The sequence below is a fragment of the Haloechinothrix salitolerans genome (genome assembly GCF_042662605.1).
Classification (GTDB): Bacteria; Actinomycetota; Actinomycetes; order Mycobacteriales; family Pseudonocardiaceae; genus Haloechinothrix_A; species Haloechinothrix_A salitolerans.
Map to the genome: position 1 here is coordinate 5,470,291 of NZ_JBHSXX010000001.1, position 21,498 is coordinate 5,491,788.

At 66.9% G+C, this 21,498-nt stretch carries 17 protein-coding genes and 1 pseudogene; 10 read left to right on the forward strand and 8 right to left on the reverse strand.

Annotation, left to right across the window (positions count from 1 at the left end; genetic code table 11):
- Positions 1 to 55: 55 nt before the first annotated feature.
- Positions 56 to 703 (forward strand): TetR/AcrR family transcriptional regulator, encoded by a 648-nt coding sequence (locus tag ACFQGD_RS26020; RefSeq protein WP_345399897.1) that lies wholly within the window; start codon positions 56 to 58, stop codon positions 701 to 703.
- Between the two features lie 55 nt (positions 704 to 758).
- Here ACFQGD_RS26020 and ACFQGD_RS26025 read toward each other — a convergent pair whose 3' ends face one another.
- From ACFQGD_RS26025 to ACFQGD_RS26055, 7 genes are read right to left on the reverse strand one after another with little or no spacing between them, the layout of a single operon-like run.
- Entirely contained in the window at positions 759 to 2,222 is a 1,464-nt protein-coding gene (locus ACFQGD_RS26025) for an aldehyde dehydrogenase family protein (RefSeq protein WP_345399894.1), read from the reverse strand.
- 28 nt (positions 2,223 to 2,250) lie between these two features.
- Positions 2,251 to 3,348: a Zn-dependent alcohol dehydrogenase gene (locus ACFQGD_RS26030; RefSeq protein ID WP_345399891.1), complete on the reverse strand. Its 1,098-nt coding sequence runs from the start codon at positions 3,346 to 3,348 to the stop codon at positions 2,251 to 2,253.
- 54 nt (positions 3,349 to 3,402) lie between these two features.
- On the reverse strand, positions 3,403 to 4,176 hold the full coding sequence (locus ACFQGD_RS26035) for an enoyl-CoA hydratase/isomerase family protein (RefSeq protein ID WP_345399888.1): 774 nt from the start codon (positions 4,174 to 4,176) through the stop codon (positions 3,403 to 3,405).
- Between the two features lie 2 nt (positions 4,177 to 4,178).
- The gene (locus ACFQGD_RS26040) at positions 4,179 to 5,810 is read right to left on the reverse strand and encodes a class I adenylate-forming enzyme family protein (RefSeq protein WP_345399885.1); all 1,632 of its coding nucleotides are present in this window, start codon (positions 5,808 to 5,810) and stop codon (positions 4,179 to 4,181) included.
- On the reverse strand, positions 5,807 to 6,589 hold the full coding sequence (locus ACFQGD_RS26045; RefSeq protein ID WP_345399882.1) for a gamma-glutamyl-gamma-aminobutyrate hydrolase family protein: 783 nt from the start codon (positions 6,587 to 6,589) through the stop codon (positions 5,807 to 5,809). Before ACFQGD_RS26045 ends, ACFQGD_RS26040 begins: the two co-directional genes overlap by 4 nt.
- 23 nt (positions 6,590 to 6,612) lie before the next feature.
- Positions 6,613 to 7,983 (reverse strand): glutamine synthetase family protein, encoded by a 1,371-nt coding sequence (locus ACFQGD_RS26050; RefSeq protein WP_345399879.1) that lies wholly within the window; start codon positions 7,981 to 7,983, stop codon positions 6,613 to 6,615.
- Positions 7,976 to 8,656 (reverse strand): hypothetical protein, encoded by a 681-nt coding sequence (locus ACFQGD_RS26055; protein WP_345399876.1) that lies wholly within the window; start codon positions 8,654 to 8,656, stop codon positions 7,976 to 7,978. Before ACFQGD_RS26055 ends, ACFQGD_RS26050 begins: the two co-directional genes overlap by 8 nt.
- A gap of 230 nt (positions 8,657 to 8,886) precedes the next feature.
- On the opposite strand from ACFQGD_RS26055, the gene ACFQGD_RS26060 reads away from it, so the two are divergent.
- The 9 genes and pseudogenes from ACFQGD_RS26060 to ACFQGD_RS26100 all read left to right on the forward strand — a co-directional run bounded on the left by ACFQGD_RS26060 (position 8,887) and on the right by ACFQGD_RS26100 (position 20,151).
- Positions 8,887 to 9,306 carry a hotdog domain-containing protein gene (locus ACFQGD_RS26060; RefSeq protein WP_345399874.1) on the forward strand — a complete coding sequence of 140 codons (420 nt, stop codon included), beginning with the start codon at positions 8,887 to 8,889 and terminating at the stop codon, positions 9,304 to 9,306.
- A complete protein-coding gene (locus tag ACFQGD_RS26065) occupies positions 9,303 to 10,829 on the forward strand; it encodes a flavin-containing monooxygenase (protein WP_345399872.1) in 1,527 nt (508 codons plus the stop codon). The genes ACFQGD_RS26060 and ACFQGD_RS26065 overlap by 4 nt, the downstream gene beginning before the upstream one ends.
- A 122-nt stretch (positions 10,830 to 10,951) precedes the next feature.
- A complete protein-coding gene (locus tag ACFQGD_RS26070) occupies positions 10,952 to 11,887 on the forward strand; it encodes an alpha/beta hydrolase (protein ID WP_390183663.1) in 936 nt (311 codons plus the stop codon).
- A gap of 5 nt (positions 11,888 to 11,892) precedes the next feature.
- Positions 11,893 to 13,257 carry a flavin monoamine oxidase family protein gene (locus tag ACFQGD_RS26075; RefSeq protein WP_345399868.1) on the forward strand — a complete coding sequence of 455 codons (1,365 nt, stop codon included), beginning with the start codon at positions 11,893 to 11,895 and terminating at the stop codon, positions 13,255 to 13,257.
- 194 nt (positions 13,258 to 13,451) lie between these two features.
- Entirely contained in the window at positions 13,452 to 14,819 is a 1,368-nt protein-coding gene (locus ACFQGD_RS26080) for a flavin monoamine oxidase family protein (RefSeq protein WP_345399866.1), read from the forward strand.
- Between the two features lie 99 nt (positions 14,820 to 14,918).
- Entirely contained in the window at positions 14,919 to 16,517 is a 1,599-nt protein-coding gene (locus ACFQGD_RS26085) for a long-chain-fatty-acid--CoA ligase (RefSeq protein ID WP_345399864.1), read from the forward strand.
- Positions 16,518 to 16,531: 14 nt separating this feature from the next.
- Entirely contained in the window at positions 16,532 to 18,334 is a 1,803-nt protein-coding gene (locus ACFQGD_RS26090; RefSeq protein WP_345399862.1) for an FAD-dependent oxidoreductase, read from the forward strand.
- 569 nt (positions 18,335 to 18,903) lie between these two features.
- Positions 18,904 to 19,086: pseudogene (locus ACFQGD_RS26095) on the forward strand (adenylate/guanylate cyclase domain-containing protein); the annotation flags it as partial.
- A 156-nt stretch (positions 19,087 to 19,242) separates the two neighbouring features.
- Complete coding sequence (locus tag ACFQGD_RS26100; protein ID WP_345399860.1) at positions 19,243 to 20,151, forward strand: SCO4651 family lipoprotein; 909 nt, start codon at positions 19,243 to 19,245, stop codon at positions 20,149 to 20,151.
- A 46-nt stretch (positions 20,152 to 20,197) separates the two neighbouring features.
- On the opposite strand, the gene ACFQGD_RS26105 is transcribed toward ACFQGD_RS26100, so the two are convergent.
- Positions 20,198 to 21,387 (reverse strand): IS3 family transposase gene (locus tag ACFQGD_RS26105; protein WP_390221019.1). Its coding sequence is split into 2 segments (ribosomal slippage): positions 20,198 to 21,135 and positions 21,135 to 21,387, totalling 1,191 coding nucleotides; the frame shifts between segments, so codons are not numbered across the junction.
- Positions 21,388 to 21,498: the final 111 nt, after the last annotated feature.

A 21,498-nucleotide genomic window follows, 5' to 3' on the forward strand; every position in this document is an offset into this window, starting at 1 on the left:
AGTATCGACCACTAACCACGGATCCCAGTGCTAGGCTGAGTGTTGACTTAATCAAGTGTCCAACTACGTGGATGCCTTGCACCGGGAGGATTTCGTGCCACGGATCTCCGCCGCGCAGCGGCGTAGCGACTTCGTCAACGCGGCCGTGGAAGTCATCGCGACCTACGGGATCGAAGGAGCGACAACCCGGCGGATCGCCGACCAAGCTCAGGCGAACCTGGCGATGCTGCACTACTGCTATGACTCCAAGGAGGAGCTCTTCGCCGATGTCTACGAGTACGTGGCGGGCAGGTACCGCGATGTCATCAAGGACAGCGAGCCGCACTCCGACCTGGCGGACACAGCTCGCCAAATCCTGCGCGGTGCCATGGAGTTCTACCTCGAGTCACCCAGCTTCGCCGCCGCGACACTGGAACTCATCAGCTGGGCACGGCGGCAGCACGGAGACCGCGGCATCGCGGTGTACGACCAAGCCCTTGAGTCGGTGCGCGCCGCGCTTCGCGGCGCAGCCGCAGACCACCCGGTCGAACCAGAAACCATCGATCAGATCGCCTATGTCATCGCCACTTTGGCCGACGGTTTCGCCATGAACTGGTTGACCTACGGGGATCGGTCCGCCGCGACGGAGCAGATGGCGATCGCCGAGTCCGTGCTCCAGAGCTGGCTCGTGGTTCGGGTCGGATCTACGTCCGGCACGGTGTGATCATCTCCGGTGGGAGGCCCTGGGTCGGGCCTCCCACCGATCGCGCGTGGTGGTGTCACAACGGCAGATCGGGCGAGTCGACACCGACGACCCGGTCACCGCAGAAGACGCGCACCGACTCGGCTGGTCCGTGGCCGCCGATGCCTGCCGGACCCCAGAAGCTCTGCGCCGAGTCGTCACCGAGGTCGGCGATCTTGGCGCCGTTGACGCGCACCTCGCCGGACAGGATGCGGGAGCCGACGTCGATCGCCCGATCGGTGTCGGCGCCGAACACGTAGGCGTCGAGGCCCGAGGGATTGGCGTTCGCGACGCGCAGCGCCTCGTCGTCGGACTCCACGGCGTGCAGGGAGACGATCGGACCGAACAGCTCAGCGGTGGCTCGAGCGGGGTCGGCGCCCGCGGCGATCGTCGGCGACAGGAAGAAGCCGTCGAGCTCCGGCAGCTGGGCGGGCTGACGAACGGTCGCTCCGAGGTCGCGCAGCCCCTCGATCCTGCTCTGCAGTGTCTGGAAGTGCGGCGCGTTGGAGATCGGGCCGATCTCGACGTCCTCGTCCAGCGAGTGCCCGACGACGAGCTTGGCGATCCGCTCGGTCAACGCCTCGAGAAGCGGGTCGACCAGGTTGCGGTGAGCGAGGATCTTGCCCGGCCCCTCGCACCACTGGCCGTTGAGTTTGGTCATGCCGTCGAGGATGCCGTCCGCTGCGACGTCGAGGTCGGCATCGTCCAGCACGAGCGCCGGATTGTTGCCGCCGAGCTCCAGCTGCAGGACCTTGAAATCCTCCGCGGCTGCCCGTGCGATGGCGCGACCCGCACCGGGTCCGCCCGTGAACGAGACGATCTTGATGCGCGAGTCGGTCGTCAGCGTGGCGCCGACGTCGCCGGTGCCGTGCACCAGTTGCAGCGCACCGCTGGGCAGGCCCGCCTGGACGAAGCACTCGACGATGATCTGCGCGCTGCTTGGCGCGTGCTCCGATGGCTTGAGGATGACCGGACAGCCCGCCGCTATCGCGCTGGCGATCTTGGCGGCGGGGATGAAGCTCGGACCGTTCCACGGCGTGAGGATCGCCGCGGGTCCCCACGGCACCTTGTAGAGGCGGACGTCGCGGCCGCCGGCCGCCAGCGCGGTGACGCGCGGAATGGTCACCAGGTCCGACGCCGACGCCCGGATCCTCGCGGGCAGGAACGCCGCGACCTTGCGTGTGACGCTGATGGGCGTGCCACTGGTCAGCGAGTCCGTCCGTGCGATGTCCTCGGCACGGGTCTCGATGATCTCGGCGGCGCGCTCGAGCATGTCGGCGCGCTCTCGCCTAGCATCTTCGTCCCAGCGGCCGATGTCGTACACACGCTCCGCGTGCCGCAGCGCGCGCTCGAGATCGTCGGGTCCGGTGGTGACCATACGGTGGACGGGCTCGCGCGTGTTGGGATCGACGTTCCACGCGTCATGGACCGTCGCGCATTCGCTCCACTCGTCGGCGATGTAGTTCACCGGTTGGGGGATCGTGATCTGGTTGCTCGCCATGGAGCTCACCTCCGCATTCATTCGCTGATCAGGAGTGGAGGTCGACGACGATGCGGGTCACGTCACCGGACTTCATCGCTTCGAAGCCCTCGTTGATCGCATCGAATCCGATGACGCGCGTGACCATCTCGTCGAGCAGCAGTCGTCCCTGCTGGTAGAGACGCGCGAGCTGGGCGACGTCCTGACGGGCCTGGCCCGAGCCCATGTAGGAGCCGATGAGTCGCTTCTCCTCGAAGAAGAAGTCCGATGCCGGGATGCTCAGCTCGGTGCCCGCGGGCGCGATCCCGACAAGGCACGCGGTGCCCGTCGGGCGCAGTACGGCCACGGCCGTCGCCGCGGTACGGGCCGAGCCAACCGCTTCGAAGGAGTAGTCGACCCCCTCACCCAACTGGCGGTGGAGTTCGGCGACGGTGTCGCCGTCCCCGCCGTTGATGACGTGGGTGGCGCCGTAGCCGCGCGCGGCCTTGAGCCGATCGTCGTCCAGGTCGATGGCGACGATGGCCGAGGCACCGGCGAGCCTGGCGCCCTGGATGATGGCGGACCCGACACCGCCGCAACCGATGACCGCGACCGTGCTGCCCGGGCGCACCTGAGCGCCGCGGAAGACGGCGCCGACACCGGTGATGATGCAGCAGGCCAGAAGGCATCCGACGTGCGACGGCACGTCGTCAGGGAGCTTCACCAGCGCGTTCTCGCGCATGAGGACGTGCTGGGAGAAGGCGCCGATCGCACCGAGCCGCTCGATCGGCTGGCCGTCGGCGGTCTGGAACGCCGGACGGGGACGGCGCCGGATCTCCTCAAGGCGCTGGCACTGGGTCGAGTGTCCTGCCTCGCAATTGGTGCAGCGGCCGCAGGACGGCGTCAGCGCGCCGACCACGCGGTCGCCAGGGCGCAGCCCCTCGACCTGCGAGCCGACTGCCTCGACCACGCCCGCCACCTCGTGCCCGAGCACGGCAGGCAGGTCGGTCGGCACCGCCCCGGTCATATAGTGCAGGTCGCTGTGGCACAGCCCCACGTTCGTGACCGCGACCCGCACCTCGTGTGGCTCCGGGTCGTCCACCTGGATGGCGCTCAGCTCAAGGGGCTCGTCGAATGCGGTCAGTACGGCTGCCTTGGTGTCGATCATGTCGATCTGTCTTCTCTCGTTGGTCTGTTGCAGGTGGTGAGTCCAGTGCGAGGGTTACGCGCCGATGCCTCGGGTGGACCAGAAGTCCTTGATCCCCGCGCTGAGGACTCCGCTCTCCCACGCCTTGGCGGCGGCGAGGTCCTCACGGGCGAAGGCCGCTTCGACCTCCTCCGCCTGCGGGCGCAGGAGCGCGAGATGGAGCGCCGTCGTGTTGCCCTCGGGCGTCCACTCCATGACGGTCTCGATCGCACGGTCGATCAGGGCGTCGGGCTCGACGATCTCGTCGAGAAGCCCGATCCGCAGCGCCTCGTCGGCCCCGATGCGCGGGCAGCCGAGGACCATGCGCATCGCGTGGTTCCCGACGAGGCGCCGCAGCAGCACGCTGGACGCGTTCGAGATCGTGATGCCCCGGCCGTTCTCCGGCTGGTAGTACTCCGCTGCTCGGGTGCCGATGCGAGCGTCACAGCACAGGGTGATCTCCGAGGCTCCCCCGACCGCGATTCCGTTGATCGCCGCGATGACGGGGACATGGGTCGCCAGGATGGCCCGGGTGATGTCGTGGAAGCTCTCGAACGCCTCACGGAACTCGGCGTCCGTGGACGGCGCGCTCTGGAGGTCCTCCCCCGCCGAGAACGCTCGCCCCTCGCCGGTCAGCACGATCCCCCGCGCGCGCTCGCCGGTGCCGAGCTCGCGGATGACGGCTGCCAGCCGCAGCCGGGTGGCGACGTCAAGGGCGTTCAGCTTCTCGGGGCGGCGAAGCGTCAGCACCGCGACGTCCCGGACGACGTCGACGTCGAGGCACCCGGCCTCGGAGGTGAGATGCGACATGTCTAGGTCCTTCGTGGTGCGAGGTCGTAGGCGACGCCGGGCTCGTCGGCGGCGCGGGCCTTGAGCGCGGGCTTGTTGACACGTTCGGACGGGGTGCGCGGGAAGTCGGTGACGAACTCGACGTAGCGCGGCACCTTGAAGCGGGCGAGCTCCTTGCCTGCCCGCTCGAGGATCTGCTCTGCGGTGGCGCGCTCGGCCTCGACCCCCGTTGCGAGCTGGACGAAGGCCTTGACTTCCTCGCCGAGGATGTCGTCGGGTTCGGCGACGACGGCGGCCGCGACCACAAGGTCGTCCCGTTCGAGGGCGGCTTCGACCTCGACGCTCGCGACGTTCTCGCCACCGCGTCGCACCATGTCCTTGATCCGCCCGACCAGCCGGATGCCGTGGTCGGGATGACGGATCACGACGTCACCGGTGTGCAGCCAGCCACTGCGCAGCACCCGCGCGGTGTCCTCGGGCCGATTCCAGTACCCGTTCATCATCGGCCTGCCCGCGACGACGAGCTCGCCCGACTCACCGTCGGCCACCTCGGTGCCGTCGAGGTCTACGACGCGGACCTGCTTGGTCGGCACCGGGTGCCCCAGGCTCCCGCTGCCCACGGCGTCGGTGTCGCCGAACGGACTGAACAGGTCGATCCCGGACTCGGTCATCCCGTAGACCTCGCGCCACGGCGCGCCCCAGCGCTCCTCCAGCTGCGCGTGCAGACCGACCGGGATGCCGGAGCAAAACACCATGCGGAGGTCGTTGTCGCGGTCGTCGGGGGTGGGCGGCTGCTTGAACAGCAGCGTCGGCATCGATCCGAGGACGTAGACGAAGGTCGCGCGATGCCTGCGGACGTCGGCCATGAAGGTCGACGCCGAAAAGCGGGGCAGCACGACCAGCGGGGCGCCGAGCGTGAGCGCGAGCGCGGTGTTCCACTGCGGGTCCATGTAGGAGAACGGCTGCGCCGTCAGGAGAACGTCGTCGGTCCCAAGCCCGGTCGCCGCCGCACAGATCCAGCCCAACCGGACCCAGTAGTCGTGGGTGAGCATGCACGCCTTGGGGAAGCCGGTGGTCCCCGAGGTGTACTGCAGGTTCGCCAGGCCGCCCGCGTTGATCGGCACACTCGGGGCCGTGTCAGGGAAGGCTCCTGACCCGTCGTCCGCGATGTCGACCACCCGCACGCCGGCGAGCTCGTCCTCCGCCCCGAGGACATCGCCGACCAGCCCGGAACGCTCGGCGTCGGTGAACACGACCCGTGCCCCCGAGTCCCTGAGGACGAAGTCGAGATCCGCCCGCTGGTAGGAGCAGTTGATCGGTACGACGACCGCGCCTGCCTTCTGCGCGGCGAGCCACACCACCGGCCAGTGCACGACGTTCGGGAGCATGATCGCGACACGGTCACTCGGCTGGACGCCGTCGACCTCGATCAGCCGGTATGCCAGCCGGGATGTCCAGGCGTCGATCTCGGCGAAGGTCCATGACCGGTCGCCGAAACGCAGGAACTCCCGATTCGGTGAGTCGTGCGCGCGCTGCGCCAGCAGCTCGGTCAGCGTCGGGATGGCGGGGTCGTCGCCCGCCTCTTCTGGCTTCACGACCGGCCCGGTACCCGAGCGAGCACGGCCGAGCCGCTCGCGTGCCACCTTCGCAGTCATCGCAAGCTCCTCCGCATCTCTGTGTCGCGACGTCCGGCCAGCTGCTCCGAAGCGGCCCGGACGACCCACGTCAACGTCGGGTCAGTGCTCTTCATCCACTCCGGATGCCACTGGACTCCGAGCACCGGAGCACCTGTGAGCTCGACCGACTCGACCACGCCGTCACTCGTCCGTCCGGTCACCACCAGTCCGGCGCCGCAGCGGTCAACGGCCTGGTGGTGCCAGGAGTTGGTCGTCGCGTGCTCGCCGAACAGGTCGGCGGCGAGGGACCCGTTCTCAAAGGTCACGATGTGATCGGTGGTGCCGTCCGTTGGCGCGGCCTCGGTCGACAGGTGGCTCACGGAGCCCGGCTCGAGGTGGGCGATGAGCGTGCCGCCGAGGGCAACGTTGAGCACCTGCATGCCCCGGCAGACACCAAGCACGGGGATCCCGCGGTCCAGCGCGGCGCGGACGAGGGCGATCTCGTACTCGTCCCGCGCCAGGTCGTGCACCATCGGGTCCATCCGGGGGTCGATGTCGCGGACCACGCTCGTGTCGCCGCCCCAGCACGCCGGGTGGACGTCCTGTCCACCGGTGATCACGACCGCGGACAGCCACTGACACATGCCCGTCGCGTCGCTGTCGTACGACAGGTGCACCGGAAGCCCACCAGCCTCGGCGATCCGCGTCGCGAAGTCCGACATGTAGCTGTCAAGACAGCGATCGCCATACCGCTCGTCGGCTCCCTCGAGCACACTGAGCCGGTATCGCCGTCCCGTGATGCCGATCAACGGCCGCATCACCACAGCCTCCTCACCCGCGCTCACGGGAACTCGAAGTAGCGTGTCGACTCCCACTGGGAGAGCTCAGCGAACGGATCGCCGCCCTTGGTGTGGAACTCCATCCACTCCCATCGTCGGGACGCGACCCAGAAGTCCACGAACTCGTCACCGAGGTACTCGCGCAGGAGAGGATCGGCATCCAGGGCCGCACCAGCCTTGGACATCGTGTCCGGGATCCGGGTCACTCCGACGCTGTCGGGCAGGCACCACGCCATGTCCGTGACCTGCTCCGGCGGCGCGATCCGCCGCTCGATGCCGGCCAGCACCCCGGCCAGCACGCCCGCTATCGCGAGGTAGGGGTTGACGTCTGCTCCGGGAAGTCGGTACTCGAGGCGCGAGTACTTGGGGTGTCCGCAGACGGCGCGCACCGCGGCGGTCTTGTTGTTGATGCCCCAGCTCACGGTGGTCGGCGGGCCGGTGAGGTCCACAAGGCGCCGGTACGACGTGATCTGCGGGAACACGATCGACGTGGCGCCCGGCATCGTGGCCAGCAGCCCACCGACCGCGTGCCGCATGAGCTCGGACGGACCGTCCTCGGCGAAGAACTGGTTCACCCCGTCGCTCTGGAGCGAGAGGTTGATGTGGGCGCCCTGACCGAAGCCAGCGGTCGGCTTGGCCATGAACGAGACGGTGTGGCCCCGCTCGAACGCGACCTCACGCATGACCTGACGGGTCCGCGCCCAGTTGTCACACAGCCTGACCGGGTCGGTCGGCGCCAGGTTCAGCTCGGTCTGCCCGGCGGCGGCCTCGTCGGTCCATGCCTCCCACGTGATCCCGACGCGGTCGAGCCGGTCGACCACGGCATCCATGTAGTCGACCCAGTCGCTGGACCTCGCCAGGTGATACGTCGCTCCCGTGCTGCCGCCCAGTGGCGTCAGGTCCCGATAGCCGACCTTGCGCGCTTCCTGAACGGACTCCTCGAACAGGGTGGCCTCGATCTCCACGGCAACCGTCGCGGCGTACCCGAGGTACTCCAGCCGTGCCACCATCTTCCGCACCAGGTTCCGCGGACAGATCGGCACGGGCGTGCCGTCCTTGAGCCAGTAGTCGCCGATGACGGAGTCCAAGCCCGGCTTCCACTCCACGAGCGTGGACATGTCCGGGATCATCTGGATGTCGTAGATGTTGCCGCGCCAGTCCGGGAACGCATCACCGAGAACGATCTCGTTGCCAAGGTCGATCGCGAAGAGGATGTCGGCGAAGGCGAAGCCGGCCTCCTTGCCGGCGGCGAACTTCGCCGGCGACACGTTCTTGCCCAGGAGGCTGCCTTCGTGGTTCGTCGCTTCGATGCGGATGGCGCGCTGGGAACTCGAAGGAGCAGTGTCCTGAGTGGACTGAGTGAGGTCAAACATCAAAACGAACCTTCCAGGAAGCGGCCGTCATGACCGACATCTGCGACAACGTGCCCTTGATCTGCACACCGGCCGCCAAGGAGGCGAGAAAGTCGTCCGCCCCGCTGAAGACACCGGCGAGAAGGTCGGAAGGTCCCGTCATCAGGTACTCACTCGACCCGGCGCCGAACTGACCCCGCTCCGAGCCATCGGGGCCAATGGCGTCCACGATCAAGACATCGGGGATGCCCGGGATTCCGCGCGTTACTTCCCAGAACCGCTGGGCCGCCTCGCGCCAGTGGGGTAGCGGCGGCCGCAACGCGCGCAAGATGTCGGCGGCCAAGGCAGCATCACCGGTGGGCTCCTGTGCCGACGCGAAGCGTGCGTGCAGATCGACGACGACCGTCGCGTCGGGCTCGCCCAAGACTCCACTGGTTACCTCGACCGTCTCGCCATCGAGGACGACCGTGGCGGCCTGCGGCGTGTCGTGAGAGCGAACCGCCACGGTGCCGACGGACCGGCCCATCACCTCGTCCGCGTGACCGACGCGCGCTGACTCGCGCAACGTGCGTCCGATCAGCCGGACAAGCGGAGTCGCATCGTCCTCGATCGTGACGGGAAAGGTAGAACCCTCCCTCGCGGGCGCATCCGGGGACCTCGCGGGCACTTCGGGGAACGTCATCGTCTCGGTCATCCTTCGGCCCTTCCGACCTAGTCGAAGTCTCGCGACCATAGTTAGTCAAATGACTCGATCGCTTGACGAAGATGATGGCGACCCTGTGTCGCGTTGTCAACAGCCGCATTGGCGACGCCTTGGCAAGCAACCGCGCGTGCCGCCTCTTGACGAGGCAAGCAAGTTGGCACAAACTGAATCAAATGACTTAATCACATGACATATTCAATCCCGTGTCGCCAGGAGATCTCATGAAAGTCATCCATCAGCGCTACGTCGCCTACTCCGAGGCTCACTACGCAGGAAACCTCGTCGACGGAGCGTTCGGTCTGGCGCTGTTCGGTGACGCCGGAACTCATCTCGCGATCGTCACGGACGGCCACGAGAGCCTCTTCGCGGGCTACTCCTCCGTGGAGTTCCTGGCACCGGTGCGCGGCGGCGACGTCGTCGAGATCGAGGCGCGACTCGCGGCGAAAGGCAACCGAAGCCGGACGATCGACTTCGAACTGCGCGTCATCGCCCGAGCCACAGACACCACGGGCAGAGCGGAAGTCCTCGACGAGCCCATCGTCGCCACCCGCGCCCGCGGGACTGGCGTCGTACCCGACTACCGGACTGACGAGTCAGCGGGCCTCCCGCAGGACCACGACCGAGAAGGAAGTGCAGCATGAAGGACACAGACACGACGGAGTCCGCCGACATCGTCATCATCGGCGCCGGACTCTCCGGTATCGGTGCGGCGAAGTACCTGACGGATGACTTCCCGGACAAGAAGATCCTCCTGCTGGAGGCCAGAGACGCGGTCGGCGGCACCTGGGACCTGTTCAAGTACCCCGGCATCCGATCCGACGACTCCGTGCACACCTACGGCTACGAGTTCAAACCCTGGCTGCACGAGGAGGCGATCGCAGACGGCCCGCTGATCCGCGACTACATAGGCGAGACCGTCACCGAGTTCGGACTCGACAAGATCCTGCGGCTGCGCCACCGGGTCACCGCTGCCGACTGGTCCAGCGAGGAAGCGCGGTGGACGCTGCAGGTGACCGCGACCGACGAAGCAGGCAACGAGACGCACAAGAACATCCGGAGCAGGTTCGTCTTCAGCGGTACCGGCTACTACCGATACGACAAGGGCTACGAACCCCACTTCGAGGGTCGCGAGGATTTCCGGGGCGACATCCTGCACCCGCAGCACTGGCCGGAGGACTACGACTACAGCGGCAAGCGCGTGGTCATCGTCGGCAGCGGGGCGACCGCCGTGACGATGCTCCCCGCGATGCTGGTGGGCGAGGGCGCGGCAGCCCACGTCACGATGCTCCAGCGCACCCCGAGCTACGTCGCCTCGGTCCCCCGGGTGGACAAGCTCGCCCAGCGGCTCATGAAGCTCTTCGGCACCAAGCGCGGGTACGCCGCCACGCGACTCAAGAACATCTGGTCCGACCACCTGCTCGTGACGGTGCTCTGCAGGTTCCCGAACTTCGGGCGCAAGCTGCTGCGCAAGCTGACGACCAAAGAGCTACCGGCCGACTTCGACGTGGACGCCCACTTCAATCCGCCGTACAACCCGTGGGACCAGCGTCTGTGCGTCACGCCGGACAACGAGTTCTTCAAGGCGATCCGCGAGGGGAACGCCGACGTCGTGACAGAACACATCGAGCGCTTCATCCCAGAGGGCATCCTGCTGAAGTCGGGCAAGACACTGGAGGCCGACCTGATCGTCACCGCGACCGGACTCGTCATGCAGATGCTGGGCGGCATCAAGCCCACCGTCGACGGCGTTCCGGTCACGATGTCCGACACGGTGCTCTACCGCGGCGCGCTCATCTCCGGCGTGCCCAACTGGGCCATGATGCTCGGCTACACCAAGGCGACCTGGACCCTGCGCGTGAGCAACGTGAGCCGCCTCGCCGCGGACGTGATCCGCACGATGGACGCGAAGGGCTACGACATCGCCGTACCGGTGCCGCCGGAGGACCTGCCCACCACAGACCTGCTCGACCTCAGCGCCGGCTACATCCAGCGGGCGAAGCACGAACTGCCGCGCCAGGGCGTGGCCCTGCCCTGGCGGATGCACACGACGTTCGTGCGGGACAACCGGCTGTTCAAGGGTCGGCTGGTCGACGAGGACCACATCCGCTTCGCGACCCGCACATCCGCGGCGCGCCAACTCACGACCGTGGAGGCCGCGTCGTGAGCGCGCCGCGGTTCACCCTGGCCCGGCGGAGCCAGCGCGCCCTCCTGGTCTCCCTGAGCCGACTCCCAGCAGGGGTCCAGCGACTGCTTGCCCGGCCGCCGGTCAACAGCGCCGGCGACCGCATGGAGCCCGACATGGCCCTGCTGATGAAGCTCAGCGAGTCGGGAGAGGACTACAGCGACCTCGAGCCGCCCGCCGCCAGGGCGATGACGGAGCGCGACCTGGCGCTCTTCGCCGACCGCATCTCCCCGTGCCTGGTCGAGGAGGAGGTCGAGATCCGCCCGGGGCTGGTGGCCACGCGGTACAGCCAGGGCACTCCCGCGCGTAGCCTGGTGCTCTTCTTCCACGGCGGCGGCTTCGTCCTCGGCAGCCGGGCCAGCTACACCGCACCGGCCCGGATGCTCGCCCACGCCACGGGTGCCGACGTGCTGTCCGTGGAGTACCGCCTGGCCCCCGAGCACCCCTTCCCCGCCGCTCACGAGGACGCCCTCGCCGCCTGGCGGTACGCCGTGGAACACGCCCCCGCCTGGGGCGTGGACCCCGCGCGCATCGTCGTCGCCGGCGAGAGCGCCGGCGGCAACATCGCCGCCGTCCTGTGCCAGCAGGTCCGCGGCGAGGCGGTGCAGCCCCTGCTGCAGGTGCTCATCCAGCCGGTGACCGACCTGTCCACGCATCGTCCGTCCCAGGACGAGTTCGCCGACTGCCCGGCGCTGACGGCCAAGCAGGTCGCCTGGTTCATGCGGCACTACCTCCCAGAGGGCGCCGACCACCGCGATCCCCGGATCTCCCCGCTGCTGGGCAACCTGAACGGTCTCCCCCGCGCCATCGTGTCGGTGGCCGGGTTCGACTCCCTGCACGACGACGGCGTCGCCTACGCGACAGCGCTGCTCGAGGCCGGCGTACCGGTCGACGTGATCCACGAACGGGGGCTCGTTCACGGCTACATCTCCTTCACGGCCATCAGCCCGAGCAGCAAGGCAGCCACGACGCGCCTCGTGGGAGCCATCGCGGCGGCGCTGGACAAGACGGACCGAGCCACTACGACAAGGAAGAGCTGAGAGCCGTGGCTAGATCGAGAAGGGTCCGTGACGAGAGCTGCGAGGTCGTCGTGGTCGGCGCCGGCATGGCCGGGTTGATGGCGGCGACCACCCTGGCCGAGCGGGACGTCGTCGTGCTCGAAGCCGCCGGTCGGGCCGGGGGTCGCGTGGATTCGGCTCGCCAAGGCGACTACTGGATCAACCTCGGAACCCAGTTCACCGAGGGCACCGGGCCGCTGATTGACGCCCTGCATCGCCACCAGATCCCGATGGGAACACTGGAGGGCAAGTCGGTGGCGCTCTCGCTCGGCGGGAAGCAGGTCGACACCTCGAATCCGTTCAGCCTGATGTTTCGGTCGCGGATGAGCTTCCTGGACCGGCTCGGGCTGGCAGCCGTCGGAACTCGCATCATCGCGAACGTGCCGTTTCTGGAGATGGCCCCCGAGAAGCGGTGGGCGAAGCGGGTTCGGGCCAAGCTCGACGCTCGACGCGCCGACTTCGTGCTGAATGGCGTGAAGTCCGAGCTTGCTCGGGAGATGGTCCGCTCCTGGTCCGGGCAGTGGATGGGATGCGAACCTGACGAGACCGCCGCGACGCAGTTCGTCTACTCGATGGGCATCCTGCTGACCGATCCCGGGAAGGTTCCGAACCTCTCCCTGCCAGAAGGCGGCAACCAGACGCTCACCGACATCTTGTCCGAAGACCTCGGCGATCGAATCCGGTTGAACTCGCCGGTGAATTCGCTGGAGTGGACCGCGGACGGCGTCGTCGTGGACTACGAGGACGAGAAGGGGCCGGCGCGCCTGAACGCCAGGCGTGCCATCGTCGCGGTGCCAGCCGACATCGCCGTGAAGATCATGCCAGGGCTGCCGCCGGAGTATCGGAAGGCGTTCGACGCCATCCACTATGGACGGTACGTCGTGGTGGGCTTCTTCACCCACGAGGAGGGCCCGCAACGCTGGGACGACTACCTGGCCGTGTCGACGCCGGAGCTGTCGTTCCAGGCGGTGTTCAACCACGCCACGGCCCTACGCCGCGATGGTCCGCGCAAGCCCGGCGGCGCGCTGGCGTGCTTCGCGGGCGGCGCTGAGGCCGACAAGCTGTTCGAGCTCACCGACGAGGAGATCGTTGCTCGCTTCACGGCGGATCTCCTGACGCTCTACCCCGAATTGAACGGGAAACTCGGGGAAGGCATCCTGCGCCGTCACCCTCGGGTCGTGCCGTTCTGGGCGCCCGACGGACGCGCTTCGCTGCCGACGCTGCGCCAGAACCTCGGACCCGTCTACCTCGCTGGCGACTACCAGCTCGACGTGCCATCTCTCGCTGACGCGGCCAACTCGGGTCAGCAGGCCGCGGAGAAGGTTCTGGCGAGCCTGTCCCCGCGCGGCTGACCGCCCACAGCACAACGGAATGACACAGCGACTCCAGGCAGCCAACCCGGACGCAATCAACCCCAGGGAGAAGACTCGTGAGCGATACAGCGCATCGCCGTCATGGTATGTCGCGACGCGGCGCACTGGCGGCCGGTAGCGGAATAGCCGCGGGCCTGACGCTAGGACGAACCCCCGTCGCCGAGGCGGCGCCCGTGAGTAGGCGCGCGGACGTAGTCGTCATCGGGGCCGGGATTTCCGGTCTGACCGCGGCACGCAGGCTCATCCAGTCCGGAGTTTCGTCGGTGCTCGTACTGGAGGCGAACGACCGGGTCGGCGGCCGGACGTTCGATCTCCACGTCGCGGACGGCGTGGTCACCGAGGGCGGCGGGGAATGGGTCGGGCCGGGCCAGGACCGCGTCCTCGGTCTCATCAACGAGCTCGGCCTCGCGACGTTCAAGACCTACGTCGACGGCAAGTCGGTCTACCTGCGCAACGGAAACCGGCAGACCTACACCGGGACGATCCCACCGCTCGGACCTGACGCACTGGCCGACTTCGTGCAGCTGCAAACAAGGCTGGAAGAGATGGCCGCAACCGTCCCCGCCGAGGCGCCGTGGGCCGCGAGTGATGCCCCGACGTGGGACGGCATGACCTTCGGCGGGTGGCTCGACGCGAACTCCGTCAGCGCCGAGGCCAAATGGCTGTTCACACTAGGATTCACCATCATCTTCGGCGAGGATCCGCACGAGACCTCTTTCCTCAGGGCGCTGCACGCGATCGGGTCGTCCGGGGGGATCGAGCACATGTTCAACACGACCGGCGGATCCCAGGAGTCGCGCATCGTCGGCGGCTCGCAGCTGATCTCGCTGCGGATGGCCGAGCAGCTCGGCGAACGGGTCATGCTCGGCTCGCCGGTCACCGAGATCAGCCAGGAAAGCGGCGGCGTGACCGTGAAGTCAGCGCGCGCCAAGGTGCGCTGCCGACAGGTGATCGTCGCCATGGCACCAGCGGACGCCGAACGCATCCGCTTCACCCCAGGGCTTCCTGTCCGCAGGGCGGCACTGCAGCGCAAGTGGCGCAACGGCACCGAGAACAAGCTGTTCGCGGTCTACGACAAGCCGTTCTGGCGCGACGAGGGGTTCAGCGGCCAAGCGCTCACGGACCTGCCGACCACGCCATACGTATCCGACAACTCACCGCCCGACGGGAGCATCGGGATTCTGGTGACGTTCATGGGTACCGCAGGCTCCGGCGACGGTCTCAAGTGGAGCGATGCGCTCCTCGACGACCCCGCGGCCCGCCGCGCCGCGTTCCTCGACGATCTGACGAAGCTGTTCGGACCCAAGGCGGCGAACCCGGCTCACTACCTCGAGAAGTCCTGGGTGGACGAGCCGTGGATCCAGGGCTGCGTCAGCACACGCGCGCCCGGCACGCTGACTCGTTACACGAACGCCGCGCGTGAGCCGGTCGGCCGAATCCACTGGGCGGGCACGGAGACCGGGATCTACTACGAGGGCTACATGGAAGCGGCGGTCAGCGCAGGCGAGCGCGCCGCCAATGAGGTCAGCGATGCGCTCTGACCACGCGACAGCGGCCTCTGTCCAGCGCTCCCGCTCCATCGTCGTTGACCCGCCCCGATGACCAGCGACCTCCACCACGAAGACCACGAAGGAGTCACCATGCTGAACCTGTCGATCCTGCTCGAGGACTCGGCCCGCACCTACCCCGATCGCGATGCCATCGTGCTTGGCGCGACCCGCCTGACGTACGCCGAAGTCGACGGCGCCGCGAACCAGGTCGCGAACCTGCTCGTACAGCGCGGGATCGAGCCCGGCGACAAGGTCGCCCTGATGTGTCCGAACCTGCCGTACTTCCCGATCGTCTACTACGGCATCCTCAAGGCCGGTGCCGTCGTCGTACCGCTGAACGTGCTGCTCAAGGGTCGCGAGGTCGCCTATCACCTCCAGGACTCCGACGCGAAGGCCCTGTTCGCCTTCGAAGGCACCGCAGAACTGCCGATCGGTGCCGAAGCCAAGGCCGGCTTCGATCAGGTAGCGACCTGCGGGGAGTTCTTCGTCATCACTGGCGACCCGGCCGCGCCCTCGCCAATCGCGAGGACCGAGACCTTGGGTCAGGGTATGGCGAACCAGCCGCCGACCTTCGAGACGCTGGCCACCGACCAGGACGACACCGCGGTCATCCTCTACACCTCCGGCACCACCGGCCAGCCCAAGGGCGCCGAGCTACGCCACCGCAACATGCGCGACAACGCGCTGGTCAGCAGGGAGCTGTTCGGCTGCGACGCAAGCCGGCCGGACACCTACTTGTGCGTGCTGCCGCTCTTCCACTCCTTTGGCCAGACCGTCATCCAAAACGCCGGCTTCGCCTTCGGTGGCACCGTGGTGATGTTGCCCCGTTTCGAACCGGGCCCCGCGATCGACGCCATGCTGAAGGAGTCGGTGACGGTCTTCGCCGGCGTCCCGACGATGTACTGGGGTCTCCTCGGAGCACTCCAGCAAGACACCGACATGGACACCCTCGCGCGGAACCTCCGGATGGCGATCGCGGGTGGCGCCTCGCTCCCTGTCGAGATTCACCGTGAGGTTGAGAAGCGGTTCGGCGTCTCGATCGCGGAGGGCTACGGCCTTTCCGAGACCTCCCCCGTGGCCTCGTTCGCGCCGTACGGCGAACTACCGCGCCCCGGATCCATCGGCAAGCCCATACCCGGCGTCGAGATGAAGCTCACCGAGCCGGACTCCTGGGCCGAGATCGAATGGTCCCCGGACGCGATCGGCGAGATCGCCATCAAGGGACACAACGTGATGAAGGGCTATTACAAGCGCCCCGACGCGACCGCCGAGGTCATCGACGCGAACGGCTGGTTCCGCACCGGCGACCTCGCGCGACGCGACGAGGACGGCCACTACTACATCGTCGACCGTTCGAAGGACCTCATCATCCGAGGCGGGTTCAACGTCTATCCGCGCGAGGTCGAAGAGGTCCTCATGACGCACCCGGACGTCAGCCTCGCCGCCGTCGTCGGCGTCCCCCACGACACCCATGGCGAGGAGGTCAAGGCCTTCGTCATCCTCCAACCCGGCTCCTCCCGCACCACCGACCAGCTCATCGCCTGGGCCAAGGAGCAGATGGCGTCCTACAAGTACCCCCGCATCGTCGAGCTCGTCGACTCGCTGCCGATGACCGCCACCGGGAAGATCCTCAAGCGCGAGCTGACGCGAAGCACGTCAACGACCACTCCGCCGACCTCGGACGCATGAGCCTGGAGAATCCGATGACAGGGAATCAGCCCGTGGCCGCAGGCCACCACATCCTCGTTGAGGCCGAGGAGTTCGACGACTTCGGTGGGTGGACGCTGGACTCTCAGTTCGAGGTGGAGATGGGGTCGCCGTACCTTCTGGCTCACGGTCTGGGTGTCCCCGTCGCCGATGCCACCACGTCGATCGACGTCGAGCAGGCCGGTTCCTATCGCGTATGGGTGCGTTCCAAGGATTGGGTACCCGCCCACCATCCCGGCCGGTTCGCCGTCTCGATCAACGGCGAGCGGCTGCCGGTCGAGTTCGGCGCGAACGGTAGCGACTGGAGCTGGGAGAACGCAGGCCGGATCGACCTGGCTGAAGGCCGAGCCACGATCACTCTCACGGACCTGACCGGTTTCGATGGACGATGCGATGCCATCTACCTGACCACCAGCGAGACCGAGCCACCCAACGGGATCGATCCCGACACTCGTGCCTGGAGACGTCAGCTCCGCGGGCTGCCGGACCATCCGGTCGACGGCGGATCGTTCGACCTGGTGGTCGCCGGCGGTGGCGTCACCGGCACCGCGGCCGCGCTCGCAGCAGGACGTCTCGGCCTGGCGGTCGCCCTCATCCAGAACCGCCCGGTCCTGGGCGGCAACGCGAGCACCGAGATCGGCCTCACTCCCCGAGGAGAGACAGGCCCCCTCATCAAGGCACTGTCCGCGCGGTCCGAGGACGGCGATCTCGCGGCTCTCGATCTCCTGCGTGCGGAACCGACCGTGTCGGTGTTCCTCGAGCACCAGATCTTCGACGTCGCCCGTAACGGCGACCGGATCGTCTCAGTCGACGCCCGCGACGCCCGCTCCGGACGCGAGACCCGATTCCGTGGGACGACGTTCATCGACTGCACCGGCACCGCGATCCTCGGCTTGCTCGCCGGCGCCAAGACCATGTTCGGATACGAGAGCCGAGCCGAGTTCAACGAGCCACTCGCTCCGAAGGAGCGTGTCGAGTCGCACCACGGAAACACCTTGTTTTTCCGGACCCGGGAACTGGATCACCCGTCCGACTTCCCCGACGTTCCGTGGGCAGTCGAAGTCGCCCAGGATTACGCCAACCTCGGCGGGCAGCTCGAACGCCCTGGCATCGACAACGTTGCGGGACCGGTCGCCGGGCCGGCCCTGACCCATGACCCGAGCATCCCCCGGCGCATGCTCAAGCCGTTTACCCACTTCTGGGAGTACGGTCACGACCTCGACCCGTACACCGACGCCGAGCACATCCGTGACCACCTCTTACGGGCGGTGTACGGCACGTTCTCCAATGTCAAGACCCTCGAACCCGAGACCTATGCGAATCTCGCACTCGACTGGGTCGCGTTCGTCCCCGGACAAGGCGAGTTCCGTCGGTACAAGGGTGCCTATGTCCTGACCGAGAACGACATCCGCGAACACCGCAGGTTCAACGACACGGTCGCCTGGAACTCCGGTGCGTTCTGCCTGCACTACCCGGGCCACGAGAAGTACGACTTCCGCCTGCGAGACTGGAAGTGGGACACCCGCGACGAAAGGCCTTTCGAGGTGCCTTTCCGGTGCCTGTACTCGGCCCACCTCGACAACCTGATGATGGCAGGAAAACACATCAGCGTGACCCACATCGCCGGATCAGTCACCAAGTTCATGGGCAACGGTGGCCAGCACGCGATCGCCACGGCAGCCGCAGCCAAGCTCTGTCTCGAGTACGACGCCACACCAGGCGAGATCTACGACAACCACGTGGAGGAACTCCAGAAGACGGTCGAGAAGCTCGGGGGGTCAGTCGGACATCCGGTCTGAGTGCGCCGCCAATGAGGTCCGCGACGCGCTCTGACCACGCGACGACGGGTGAGAGACCGCTCCTCGGACAGCAGCCACCCAGTCGTGTTCGATCCTCGGCCTGTCAGCTCCCCCGTTGACGTACGCCTGGCTCCAGCACGACAGTGTGGAGGTGTCCATGCCCGATGCGGAGTCGTCGTCGAGTGGTGAGCTGGCAGAGCCGATCCTCGGCGAGCCGAGGCAGTACAGCGGCCGCACAGCGGCACAGCTCGCCGGGGTCTCACTGGACCGCGCCCGCCGGTACTGGCGCTCGTTCGGATACGCGGGGCTGGATGCCGACGCGACTACCTACACGCCCTCGCGCACCGCGTCTTTCCTGACGTACATCTACTACTCGGAAGCGCCTGGCGGAGACACATGGCGGCCGCTATCGGCCACATCGACCCCGCTGCCGACACCGGCCCGACCGTTGACCTCACCGTCGGGTTCGCTGACCTCTCGACCACCTTCCACCAGCACCCCACGACACCGCCGCTCCGTATCGGCATCGCCACCGGACCGGCGTCCGACACCTCGGCGACGTCTTCGGCACCACGGTCAACCTCGCGAGCAGACTCAGCACACTCGCCGCGCCGGACTCGGTACTGGTCTCCCCCTCCGTCGCCGCCACGCTTGCCGACGACACCCGTTTCACCCTGAGCCGACTACACGAAGTCCACATTCGCGGCATCGGTCTCTTCACCCCGCTATCGCTGACACGTCACACGCCCTAGCCCTGCCCAATGGACGCGACAGCGTCGAACCCTGACAAGCACACTTCACTGTGAGGAAATACTGGCCGAGTTAGCGTCGCCAACAGGCCGCAACGCGGCAGTGATACCGCACGCCGACAGTGTTCGACTACTCGCGGACACGAACGGAGCACTCATATGCATCGATCCACCGTCGTGTCAGGGCTACTAGGCTGCGCCTTAGTTGTCGGCGCATGTAGCAACGGGGACAACGGTAGCGGCGACGGGCAGCCGGATGACGCCCAAACGGGCGACACTGGGACCGGGCAGCAGGCGGGCGAAGCGCAGCAACTCGCGGCCACGAGCATGGAGCAGGTCGCGACGGAGGAGTTCGTGAAGTTCGGACTCGAGCTCGACGTCGGTGGTCAGCAGATCAGCGGTAAGGGCACCGGTCGCTACGCCGACGACCCGGCGACCAACGCCGTGCTGAGCTCCCAAGGCCAGCAGCTCGAGGTCGTGCTGGTCGGCGACTCGGCCTTCGCGAAAGTCCCGGACCAGATGCGCCAGATGATGGAGAGCGGCGCGCAGTGGGTCGACCTCGCCAGGGACCAGCAGGCGGCCCAGATGATGGGCGGCGTGGATATGCTTGCCAAGCAAGCGGACCCGACGAGCGTGCTAACGCAGGTCAAGCAGGCGGGCGACGTCAAGGAAAGCGAGCAGGTCGACCTCGACGGGGAGACCGCCACGAAGCACACCTTCCAGATCCGCCTCGACAAGCTCTCCGATGCGTTCCCCGCTGGCCTGACCAAGGAAGCCATCAAGCCGCTCACGGACGCAGGTGTCGAGTCCTACGGGATGCGGTTGTGGATGAACGACAACGACCTGCCGATCAGAGCAGTCATGGACCTGACCGACGTGTACGCGGCCGCGGCCAAGATGGGCGGCCAACCAGCACCCGACGGCCGCTCAACGTCCACGATGACCTACTCGGCATGGGGCGAACCAGTAGAGATCGAGGCGCCGCCGGAGAACAAGGTCGGACAGATGCCGCAGATACCGCAACAGCCCGGCGGGCAACAGCCACCAGAGGCCCCGCCCACCAACTGATGTTGAGCGGCCTCGATCTTTCCGGACAGCTGTTTAGTGGGTCAATTCATGCCGCTTGCTGCCGGTTCAGGTACTCGTTGTAGACCTCATTTGGGGCCTTATAGTCGAGTCCCGAATGGAGACGTCGACTATTATATCTAAGTTCGATATAGGCAGCAATATCTGTCCTGGCCCTCTTTCGGGTGGAGTAGATCACTCGGTGAACCCGCTCGTTCTTCAGGGCACCAAAAAACGATTCGGCCATCGAATTGTCATAGCATATTCCCGTGCGTCCGACCGATTGCCTGATGCCCAATGATCGGAGCGTGCTGGCAAACTGGGCGGAAGTGTAATTGCTGCCACGGTCGGAGTGGAATATCGCCCCGCGTGCGATAGGATAGTTGCGTACGGCCATGCGAATCGCCTTCTCGATGAGAGGCGTCTGGTAATTATCGTCCATCGCCCACCCGATAACGCCCTTCGTATGACAGTCGATGACCGTCGCGAGATAAACCCAGCCCTCCCACGTAGGGATATAGGTAATATCGCCAACCATCTTCTCGCCGGGCGCGGATGCGGCGAAGTCGCGGCCAACGAGGTCGGGCAGCAAGCTGGCAGACGGCTCAGTCAGGCCGAGTCGCCACGGACGGGGCTGGCAAGGCTCGAGCCCCAGCTCACGCATGATGCTGCGGATCAGCTCAGGGGTGCACCGCTCACCCTGGCGCTGCAGCTGGGCGTGGACGCGCCGGTGACCGTAGGTCTCATCCGAATCGTCGAAAACCTTCGTGATCAACGGAGCCAGGTAGGCGCGACGCTGCGCCGTCGCGCACTTGGGCCGACAACGCCATTCATAGAATCCCGACTTCGACACACCCAACCATTCGCACATTTTGGTCACTGTGTACTTTTTCTCGCCAGTATCGGTCACTGCGCCCTTCTCCACCTCGATGAACTCGTACCTCTCGTTCACCGATACTCGCTCGCGAAGAAGGCTGCGGCTTTTCCCAGGAACTCCTTCTCCATCCGTAGCTCACGGACTTCCTTCTCCAGCTCACGCAGCCGCGCGCGCTCCGACACGGTCAATGGTGGCTCGTCCGCAGCATGAGCCTTCCGGTAGTCGTTCACCCAGTTACGAAGCGTTTGCTCGTTCAGCCCGTTCTCCCGCGCGACCGACGCCACCGGGCGGCCCGTCTCGACCACCATTTTCGCCGCCTCCTCCTTGAACTCAGGAGTAAACGACCGACGATTCTTTGACACTGGCTTCCTCTCTTCCGAACAAAAACCCTAGTGGGTTCGCTGTCCGGAAGATCAACAGCCCCTCATGTCGAGGGTCGCAGTCCCTGGGCAGTAGTACTGCGGGTTGAGTGG

Coding starts and splice junctions, on each gene's coding strand:
- ACFQGD_RS26050 (WP_345399879.1), bottom strand. CDS start 7,983: ATGTTTGACCTCACTCAGTCCACTCAGGACACTGCTCCTTCGAGTTCC.
- ACFQGD_RS26025 (WP_345399894.1), bottom strand. CDS start 2,222: ATGGCGAGCAACCAGATCACGATCCCCCAACCGGTGAACTACATCGCC.
- ACFQGD_RS26065 (WP_345399872.1), top strand. CDS start 9,303: ATGAAGGACACAGACACGACGGAGTCCGCCGACATCGTCATCATCGGC.
- ACFQGD_RS26055 (WP_345399876.1), bottom strand. CDS start 8,656: ATGACCGAGACGATGACGTTCCCCGAAGTGCCCGCGAGGTCCCCGGAT.
- ACFQGD_RS26070 (WP_390183663.1), top strand. CDS start 10,952: ATGGAGCCCGACATGGCCCTGCTGATGAAGCTCAGCGAGTCGGGAGAG.
- ACFQGD_RS26040 (WP_345399885.1), bottom strand. CDS start 5,810: ATGACTGCGAAGGTGGCACGCGAGCGGCTCGGCCGTGCTCGCTCGGGT.
- ACFQGD_RS26090 (WP_345399862.1), top strand. CDS start 16,532: ATGACAGGGAATCAGCCCGTGGCCGCAGGCCACCACATCCTCGTTGAG.
- ACFQGD_RS26045 (WP_345399882.1), bottom strand. CDS start 6,589: ATGCGGCCGTTGATCGGCATCACGGGACGGCGATACCGGCTCAGTGTG.
- ACFQGD_RS26100 (WP_345399860.1), top strand. CDS start 19,243: ATGCATCGATCCACCGTCGTGTCAGGGCTACTAGGCTGCGCCTTAGTT.
- ACFQGD_RS26060 (WP_345399874.1), top strand. CDS start 8,887: ATGAAAGTCATCCATCAGCGCTACGTCGCCTACTCCGAGGCTCACTAC.
- ACFQGD_RS26030 (WP_345399891.1), bottom strand. CDS start 3,348: ATGATCGACACCAAGGCAGCCGTACTGACCGCATTCGACGAGCCCCTT.
- ACFQGD_RS26035 (WP_345399888.1), bottom strand. CDS start 4,176: ATGTCGCATCTCACCTCCGAGGCCGGGTGCCTCGACGTCGACGTCGTC.
- ACFQGD_RS26085 (WP_345399864.1), top strand. CDS start 14,919: ATGCTGAACCTGTCGATCCTGCTCGAGGACTCGGCCCGCACCTACCCC.